Below are 8,560 nucleotides of genomic sequence, written 5' to 3' on the forward strand. Positions count from 1 at the left end.
TTTTCAAATATATGATTCTTCTCGGCAAAGGCCGCGACACTCTGACTCAGTAAGATTAGGTGCTAGCAGTCAAGCGATGGGGCCTTAGGTGAAACAGGTTCGCGATGGGATCGTGGATAGAAAGAAAGCGCTGCGCCTGTCGTGCCGATTTGAAGCGCTTCATCTGCCGCTCTCTTCGGCGAGCGGGCTGGTGGGAATTCTCTGCTCGATTGTTTAATCCTCTATGCTGCCGATGCTTGATGCTTAGCCTCATCTCCCTGCGAGTAGCGCCATATGGCAGGAGCGCGATCGCGAGCGCTACCGCAGCATCGCTATTGGCCGGTACTGCATTCAGGAAATCCGCCGGAGCGCCATCAGCTTGCGCAGCCACTCAACTGCCACAGCGTTCATGCTCGCCAGCTGCCAGCGGGTTCGACAAAATGCGCAGCCGCTGGCGATGCGGACAGTCCAGTGGGGAACGGTGAATTGTCTACGTAGTAGAAGCCGGCTGGGCCGGAGGGCTCCCGCCCAGCCAAGTTGGCTCAGCCACCGCATAGATTTCAGGTCTGGCGCGTAAGCCTAACGAACCCTCCTTCTTTTAGCTCGGCGTTATAAAGCTTGCTGCCGAGCGAAATGGTTGTTGGGTGGTCTGCGGTAGGCATGAGCCCATGTTCGCGCAGCTTTTCAATAAGCGCCAGCGGGGCCCATTGCTCCGGGGGGCACACGACCACGCCGGGTCTCAACGAAGAACGCTCCGAAATCTGGCGCCCCCGTCGACCCGAGTCGCGGCATTTGAGCTTCCGGTGGGTTATGAATGAGGCGTACGCTCTGAGACAGATCCAATGCGGCCGTGTAGAGGTGACTCCGGATCTCGTAGCTCATCGTCGGCTGCTCCGAGTCGGGCAGGAGACCGTGGTGGGTCAGTTTCTCGATCATTCGAAGCGGGGCGACTTGGGAGCCGTGCGAAAACATTTCGGGAACGGCCCATGAAACATCATATACTGTCTTGTCTGGCTCGGCAGACGAGGACGGCCCGGCTTCATTGATCACTCGACTAAATAGATCATGATCTTCTTGAGTCCACTCGTAGGCACTTGGGGACCCTGGAGACCCAGCACCGTCGATCCGGCTGAAATCCATACAGCTCTCCTATTGGTTTGAGAACGTGGGCTCAAATTCGCCAGAGCTTTTCCTGGGTTTGTCACCGTTGACCCATCGGCGGCATCCGTCGTCAAGAGACCACGTTCTCATGTTAGGGAGCTTAGCTGTCAGGAAGCTGACGAGTTTCGGGACACAGCTGTACCCGCGCCCGCGTTCCCAACTCGAATGCGATGCCTCGAAGGCCCACCCTCGTTGAGGGGCTCTTTCCTTTATCGCTCCCTTGTAACTCGACACCGCGCCTGTTACGGTCGGGCTGCGTTGAACAAAGATTTCGTTTTGACGGACCATCCCGTTTCTGCATATTGACGCGGAGGAATTCCAAAGCTCCTCGGCGGATTTCTTGTCTATCTTCTGGACTCCGGGAATGAGATCCTGTGCCATTAGCCCAGCAATAGAGCAGCTCGATTGTTTTCGGCGATCTTGCCAAGACGGGTGTTTCTCGCCGACCTTCATTGGCGTTATTGTCTCACCACGTCTCTTCTTCCTTTGTGTGTCAGGTCGTGCGCCACATCTTCGCTTCGAACCCGGCTACCCCGATCAATCTCGAGTGTGACCCCTCTGATGTTCGCGCCATTGTTCGTCTTGTTTCTTCCGAGCCTGCTGCTGCTTGAGCGCGTTCTCAACAGCTTCGGGGAATTGCTCTGCTCTCCGGTTGGCAGAGATGGTTCGGGACAGGCCGAGCCCAGGTCTATAAGATCTACTGCTAATGCCCGCTTCAGGCCAATGGCTCGGATGGTGGCCCGGACTGACGCATAGACGATTGGATGGAATTGCCCTAATCATCATTCCAGACGGTCGCATTTAACAGAAACAGCGCCGCGAGATAATGATAAAGTGCCGTCAGCTCGACCGGTGGGGCAAAAGCCTGCGCCATCAGTGCCGTCAAGGCTGAGTGATGTTTGTTGGTCTCGATGTACTGCGCCGACGCGCAGACATTGCCCTTGCTCCGGCAGGGCAGCGCGACGTTGCCGGCGAAGAAGGTAGCCAAGGCCTCCGGCGTCATCGGCACATCGCTTTGGACAACTCGGTGAGGCAAGGGCCGAGATGGGAATAATGCTGCGGGCACGCTGCCTGAGGCCGAGGCCAATGAGGATCATCTCCGCGTCGCTCGCATTGAGCGGGGTCGTCTTCATCGGTCATCCCCGTCCTCACCACGTTCCTGGCATTTACGTGATCGGCAATGGCGTGTCACTCGCCATCTCAGGCAGATCGAGCACCCAGCCATTGGCTATTCTTATCCACCCGCCCCACAGCGTGTCGTGCTCCGATCCAACGACCGACTCTTCGAGGTCCTTCTTCGGCACGTAAATCGACAGGCCAGCCTCGGGCGAGCGGCAATCATGACTTTCATAAGATCAACTCTGGTTGGAAGGACATTGCCCGCAGGACTGCGAGCGTCCAGCGCGCAAGCGCGCCACGATGCCGGACAGCGCGCGCAAGAGCTGATCGATCTCTCCGATCGTGGTTTCACGCGAAAGCGGAAAGCGGACCGCCCCCGCAGGCGCGTCGCCGGCACATTCATCGCGCAGCACATGCGATGCTTCCATTGAGCCGGAGCTGCAAGCTGACCCGAGCCTGTGCCGATTCCGAATCTATATCCGCTCGCGCGTCACATCAGCAGCACGCCCGCGCGTGGCGGGCGCTCCCGTTACAGGCCCACTTTCGCCCCAGTGCATGCGGCTATGAGCAGTCGGCCACTTCCAGTCCAAGCCGCACCTGGCGCGACTTCTGCTAGCCGGTCCCCGGGACTAAATTGAGCCGGTCGAAGTACCAAGAAGGATCATCCCCAGACGAATCCGTTTCGATATATTCTTCGCCCGAATATTCCTCGACGCTTCCTTCGTTTTCGTCATCACTACTCTCAGCTTTGGAGAGATATAGTCGAGGCTTGTCCGCCCGCTGCCATTTTCCCTCCTCGTTCAGCGTCCACTTGTCGGGGTGCAGCCTAGGATCAAGCACATATTGATTGTCACCCACGTGAACAAAACTGTTCGCGTCCGATAAGGCGCCTACAGTCGGAGAAGGACGACTTTTCGGCGAAGACCTAGTTCGCCGCGCCGCGCCAAGACGATGGGACACCAGCGCTGGGGTCGGCGGCACGCCAACGCGCCAAGAGTAATGCGTCTAAGCTCCCTTTCGGAGGGGTTACTCAACGGACACGCGCTCATTCTCGAGGAGATCGCGTGAAGCTCGCCCGTCGCTTCAGCCAGATCGTGCTCTCGGGCGAGCTTAAGGAGTTGCTCCCGATATAGACCTGAAGGGCCTGGCCGAAGCGCGTCAGACAAGAGAGGTGTGTCGAAATCCGATCCGCCGGTTATCGACACCTCCATTCTTATCCCTGCTCATCCACAACGCCACTCGATGCGCGGCAGCGTCTTGCCGGCGCTCCAAGAAAAGGGGTGGCAATGCCTTATATCGATTCAGGTGGAATAAGGCTGTATTTCGAGGAATATGGGCGGGGCTATCCAATCATTTTCGTTCATGAATTCGAATCCGACCTGCACAGCTGGGAAGCGCAGATCCGTTATTTCTCGCGTGGCTATAGGTGCATCGCATACAACGCGCGTGGATATCCACCGAGCGACGTTCCTGATGATCCCGCCATATACGGCTGGGAGGTCGCCGTGGAAGACATCGGCATCGTCATGCGCGACCTCTCGATCGGGCGCGCCCACATGGTTGGATCTAGCATGGGCGCCTATGCTGCTCTGCTGTTTGGGTTGCGGTACCGCGAAAGGAGCAGCGCGATCGCCGCAGCCGGAGCAGGGGCGGGATCTCCAGCCTCGGATCGTGAAAGGTGGTTGAAGAACACGTCTGTTCTCGCGCGCGCATTGGCGGCGCGAGGTATGGATGCCATGGCAGAGAAAATGGCACGCCACTCCACGCGAATTCAACTGAAACACAAGGATCCGAAGGGCTGGCAGGAGTTCGTAGATCGACTCAAGCAGCATTCGGCGCAGGGGATGGCCAATACTTTGCTTCAGTGTCAAGCTGTGCGACCGGCTTTGTACAACTTCCGCGACGAATTTTCACGGATGACGGTCCCGGTACTGCTCGCGGTGGGTGACGAGGACATGCCATGTTTAGAAACCGGCCTAATGCTCAAATCCACAATTCCCGCCGCCGGCATTTGGGTGTGCCCTAATACGGGCCATGCCATCAATCTCGAAGAACCTGCCGCCTTCAACGCGCAAATTGAAGCCTTCTTCAGCGCCGTCGAGCGAGGAAGCTGGGGTCATATCGACCGGCGGAAACAGTCCGTCTCGGGACATGAGAAGTCAGCGGCCGCTCGATTGCATTTCGACGGAGCGCTTCCATGAAGCTATGGATCGGTGTCTACCTTTCAGAGCCTGTCGCCGCGCGGCTCGAAGTCGCAGCGCAACGTCCCGGGGCCACCAAATCGGCGGTCATTGAGGCTGCCCTCGCTCATTTCTTCAAGCCAGATCATGACGCCGTTGAAGAGACCTCGGTTGATCGCCGGCTGAACGCCATCAATCGGAACCTCGAACGGCTTCATCAAGAGTTGCGGATTGTGAGTGAGGCTGTTGCACTTCAGGCTCGATTTCTTCTCGCCGTCACGCCCCCGCTTGCAGCTGCCGACCAACCTGCCGCCTGTACCCTGGGACTCGCGCGCTTTGACGAATTTGCTGCTCAGGTGACAAGGCGAGTCGACCTAGGAACGTCGCTCATAAAGGAAACAATCGAGCGGGTGAATTCGACTGATCCGGCGCATCTTGCAACACAACCGGTGAGGCAAGAAGGGTCGACCCGCTCCACCCACCAGGAACCAAACGGCGTTGCGGCGACTGTCGCCGGCAACAAACCACAATCTCCGCCTGTTGCTCGAGGCGCAGCCTTCGAGCGCGAACCCGATACAACAGCAGAGCAAACAATGCCTGGCGCGATATTGCGGCCGCTTCTGGCGCCATGGCGTGCTAGGGGGCCGCAGCGGTCACGAGCCTTCTCCACAGATTGGCTTTTAGTTTTGCGCGTCTTCTTACCCTTCGTCGCAGCTTACTACCTTTCTTTTCTCTTTCGAACCATCAACGCGACCATAGCTGCACCACTGACCAAAGAGTTTGGTCTGAGTGCGGATGACCTCGGTCTCCTGACGTCCATCTACTTCCTGACCTTCGCGGCCGCCCAGATTCCTATCGGGGTGTTAGTGGACCGATACGGTCCAGGAAAAATCCAGAGTGTCGTGCTGATGGCCGCAGCCGCCGGGGCAGCGCTATTTGCCGTCTCCGACAATTTTTGGCTTCTTCTTCTCGGCCGGGCGTTAATCGGCTTTGGCGCTTCTGCAGCATTGACGGCCGGATTGAAAGCCGTCGTTCTCTGGTTTCCCGCCGAGCAGGTGCCACTGCTCAATGGCCTGATGATCATGCTAGGATCCTTTGGCGCCGTGACGGCAACATTGCCGGCCGAATACCTGCTCGCGTCGATCGGCTGGCGGGGATTGTTCGAGCTCCTGGCCATTGCATCGGTTGGATGCGCCCTTGCAATTTTCGTTCTCGTGCCAAAGGGCAGGTGGTCATTGGCAAAGGGCACTACCGTTGGACTGCGAATAATTTATACAGATCCTCGCTTCTGGCGTTTGGCTCCGCTCTCTGCGACCTGCATTGGTACGGCCTGGGCGTTACAGGGGTTGTGGGCTGCCCAGTGGTTCTCCGATGTCGAGGACCTGGACCGATCTGAATTGCTTCGCAATCTCTTTGTCATGGCAATCGCATCGAGTGCGGGCGCCCTGGTTCTAGGAGTTGCGGCTCAAAAGCTTCGTCGATACGGGATAGGTCCACGACCGCTCTTGGGCTTGGTCGCAGTTCCGTTCTTCGTAGCCCAATTGGCAGTGATCCTGCGAGTACCTTTGCCATCATCTGTTCCGTGGATGATCGTGGCTGCCGGCGGAGCGGCGACGGTCCTTAGCTACGCGATTCTGGCCGATTTTTTCCCAAAAGAGCTTGCTGGACGTGCCACCGCGGCGCTCAACGTCTGTCACATAGGTTGCGCGTTTCTGGTCCAGTATCTGGTGGGCTTCGTGATTCAGTACTGGACGCCTCAGCAGGGCCACTACCCGGAAGTTGCTTACCAGACAGCCTTTGCAGTCAACCTTGCAGTTCAGCTCGGAGCATGGTTCTGGTTTGTTATCCGTGCGCCCCTATCGACGGGACGAGGCAGCGGTGTCGGGAGCAACGGGTCGCTCTAGCGAGCTCTAGAAGCTGTGGACGAAAGCGGCACCACCGCGACCAGCGGCCCATCTAGGCGCTCTTCAACCTGACGTGCCCGGCTTTGCCACGAAGTTGAATTGCGCTCGGCGTTTGGGGGCCGACGGGCAAGGCCACTCAACTGCAGTCGACGTCTTCACGTGGAGTTAATCTTCTTGCGTCAGCCATGTGATGAACTGTTCAACACTTCTTGCTTTGCGCGCTGAGGGGTTGAATAGGCCGTAGAACCCAGAGCCAATGATGCGTGCTTGAGGAAAAAGAACTCCAAGGCGCTGTTCTGCAATGTCCAGAGAAACGAGAGCCTCCGGCACAAGAGCAATACCATAGCCGTTGATTGCTGCCTCTATGCAGAGAAAGAAGTGGTCAAAGACTTGGCCGCGTGGTGTCTGACTGATATCTATACCAGCCTTGCGGAACCAGTCCGGCCAAGCCGAGATACGGCTTTTCATGTGCAGTAGCGGGCACCGCATCAAATCCTTCGCATGGCGTACTTTCAATTCCGACAGCAGCACTGGCGAGACGACCGCCACGGCTTCGTCATCGAGAAGATGACGGCAAGCTAGTCCGGCTTTTTTCATGGGATAGCGTCGGATGACAAGATCAGTTTGGTCGACGCTCGACTCGAACTCATCGGTGTTAGAGGTTTCAAGTCGAATTTCGATACGCGGATTCAGTCGCTGAAAGGCCGCGATACGGGGGATGAGCCATCGCATCGCAAACGACGGCGTCGCGTTGATGCGGATGCAGTGTGCGGAGCCGGAGCTGGCAAAGTCCTCCGAAGCAACGGCCAACAGATCGAGGCTCTTGCGTACATCATGAGCGTAAGAACGTGCTGCAGGCGTCAATTCAATGCGGTTGCCAGCCTTCCGCACCAATTTGCGGGAGAAATATCCTTCCAGCAGGCGCAACTGTTGGCTGACAGCGCTGTGGCTGACATTCAGTTCAGCGGCAGCTTGCGTGACACTTTCATGGCGTGACACCGCCTCAAAGGCACGAAGAGCGGTGAAAGGTGGAATTTTGCGCATGCCTAGCTGTTAGATTCTCTAACATGGATCTCAAGGAATGATACTTTCAAGATGACGGAAACGCCGTTAATTCGGACGATTGAAAGTCTTCAAGGAAAACGACAACAAGGTTGATTGTAAGAGATTCTCTAGCTCTTGTAAGGTTGCGTTGCAGGTTTTCACTTAGAAAAAGGATAGATGGCAATTTAGTCTCTTGGCAGGGCTCACCGTTCGCACGCCTTTTCCGAGTTTGCCGAAATCCTGTCCGAATGGGTTGCATGGAATGATGTCGGTACATCGACGGGCAGGGTCTTCGTGTGCGCCTCCAGCTCGGCCACCCGATCTCGAGCGCGTGGCTGTTCTGGCGGGAGCTCGCGCGACCCGGTAGGCCGAGCAGCTTCTTCGCCAAAGGCGAGGGTGAGGTCATTAGGAAGCACGTCGATTATGTTCAAATGGTAGAGCCGGAATGAGCCCGGTCGAAAGCATCTTCCAGGAATTTATTGATGCCATCCAAACCGCAAGCAACGCGGATGAATTCGAGCGTGTCGCAACGCGGCTAACACAGAGGCTCGGCTTCCAGCGATTTGCCTATTTGCACCTGACCGGCGAGACGCCGATGTTGATCTCGTCCTATCCAAAATCCTGGACCAGCCGGTACTTCCAGCTTGGATATCAGCAGCTCGATCCTGTGGTGCGCCGCGCGCGTGCCGAGCACGCGCTGTTCAGCTGGGGAGGCGAGGCGTCAGCCCTGGCCGGAAATCGCGAGCAGCGCCGGTTCTTCGATGAAGCGACGACCTTCGGGATTAGATCAGGCATCACTGTGCCAATCAGGAGTGGATTTGGACGGATGGCTGCATTTACGCTGGCGACGGGCGACCGCGATCTTCACCCCGAGCGGCTCGTGGCCGACGGGAAGGATCTGGTACACCTCGTCGGGTTGCACTTTCATTGTTATGTCGCCGCCAGACTTGACGTACTCTCTGCCAGTAAACTCGCCGCAAGTGAACTCACTCAGCGCGAGCGCCAATGCCTTGCCTGGACCGCGCGCGGAAAAGCTGTCGTCGATATCGCGGTGCTGGTCCAGATTGCACCGCGAACTGTCGTGTTTCATCTTGAGAACGCGCGCCGCAAACTAGGTGCAGCATCTATTGCCCAATGCGTCGCCGAGGCGCTGCGGCGCGGTTTGTTGTCCTA

Annotated in this window: 7 protein-coding genes and 2 pseudogenes; 3 read left to right on the forward strand and 6 right to left on the reverse strand. The window is 57.5% G+C overall.

Going from position 1 to position 8,560, the window contains the following annotated elements; translation table 11 throughout:
- Positions 1–55: 55 nt before the first annotated feature.
- The 5 genes and pseudogenes from CQ13_RS40495 to CQ13_RS47560 form a co-directional block, all read right to left on the reverse strand.
- Positions 56–283 (reverse strand): annotated as a pseudogene (locus CQ13_RS40495) (DDE-type integrase/transposase/recombinase); the annotation flags it as partial.
- A 1,632-nt stretch (positions 284–1,915) separates the two neighbouring features.
- On the reverse strand, positions 1,916–2,143 hold the full coding sequence (locus tag CQ13_RS04870) for a hypothetical protein (protein ID WP_156433504.1): 228 nt from the start codon (positions 2,141–2,143) through the stop codon (positions 1,916–1,918).
- Positions 2,144–2,269: 126 nt separating this feature from the next.
- Positions 2,270–2,491, reverse strand: a pseudogene (gene nifT / locus CQ13_RS04875) (putative nitrogen fixation protein NifT).
- Between the two features lie 4 nt (positions 2,492–2,495).
- Entirely contained in the window at positions 2,496–2,687 is a 192-nt protein-coding gene (locus CQ13_RS04880; protein WP_057841888.1) for a hypothetical protein, read from the reverse strand.
- 184 nt (positions 2,688–2,871) lie between these two features.
- Complete coding sequence (locus CQ13_RS47560) at positions 2,872–3,240, reverse strand: hypothetical protein (protein ID WP_488225901.1); 369 nt, start codon at positions 3,238–3,240, stop codon at positions 2,872–2,874.
- A gap of 305 nt (positions 3,241–3,545) precedes the next feature.
- Between CQ13_RS47560 and CQ13_RS04890 the strand changes: the two genes are divergently transcribed.
- Both CQ13_RS04890 and CQ13_RS04895 read left to right on the forward strand, forming a co-directional pair.
- Positions 3,546–4,460 carry an alpha/beta fold hydrolase gene (locus tag CQ13_RS04890; protein ID WP_057841890.1) on the forward strand — a complete coding sequence of 305 codons (915 nt, stop codon included), beginning with the start codon at positions 3,546–3,548 and terminating at the stop codon, positions 4,458–4,460.
- Entirely contained in the window at positions 4,457–6,343 is a 1,887-nt protein-coding gene (locus CQ13_RS04895; RefSeq protein ID WP_245309024.1) for an MFS transporter, read from the forward strand. Before CQ13_RS04890 ends, CQ13_RS04895 begins: the two co-directional genes overlap by 4 nt.
- Positions 6,344–6,508: 165 nt before the next feature.
- Here the strand turns inward: CQ13_RS04895 and CQ13_RS04900 are convergent, their stop codons facing one another.
- Positions 6,509–7,387 (reverse strand): LysR substrate-binding domain-containing protein, encoded by an 879-nt coding sequence (locus CQ13_RS04900; RefSeq protein ID WP_057841891.1) that lies wholly within the window; start codon positions 7,385–7,387, stop codon positions 6,509–6,511.
- Positions 7,388–7,832: 445 nt separating this feature from the next.
- On the opposite strand from CQ13_RS04900, the gene CQ13_RS04905 reads away from it, so the two are divergent.
- Positions 7,833–8,560: autoinducer binding domain-containing protein (locus CQ13_RS04905; RefSeq protein WP_057841892.1), on the forward strand; the 728-nt coding region annotated here is incomplete at its 3' end.

Source organism: Bradyrhizobium retamae (genome assembly GCF_001440415.1).
Taxonomy (GTDB): Bacteria; Pseudomonadota; Alphaproteobacteria; order Rhizobiales; family Xanthobacteraceae; genus Bradyrhizobium; species Bradyrhizobium retamae.

Coding starts and splice junctions, on each gene's coding strand:
- CQ13_RS04870 (WP_156433504.1), bottom strand. CDS start 2,143: ATGACGCCGGAGGCCTTGGCTACCTTCTTCGCCGGCAACGTCGCGCTG.
- CQ13_RS04880 (WP_057841888.1), bottom strand. CDS start 2,687: ATGGAAGCATCGCATGTGCTGCGCGATGAATGTGCCGGCGACGCGCCT.
- CQ13_RS04890 (WP_057841890.1), top strand. CDS start 3,546: ATGCCTTATATCGATTCAGGTGGAATAAGGCTGTATTTCGAGGAATAT.
- CQ13_RS04895 (WP_245309024.1), top strand. CDS start 4,457: ATGAAGCTATGGATCGGTGTCTACCTTTCAGAGCCTGTCGCCGCGCGG.
- CQ13_RS04900 (WP_057841891.1), bottom strand. CDS start 7,387: ATGCGCAAAATTCCACCTTTCACCGCTCTTCGTGCCTTTGAGGCGGTG.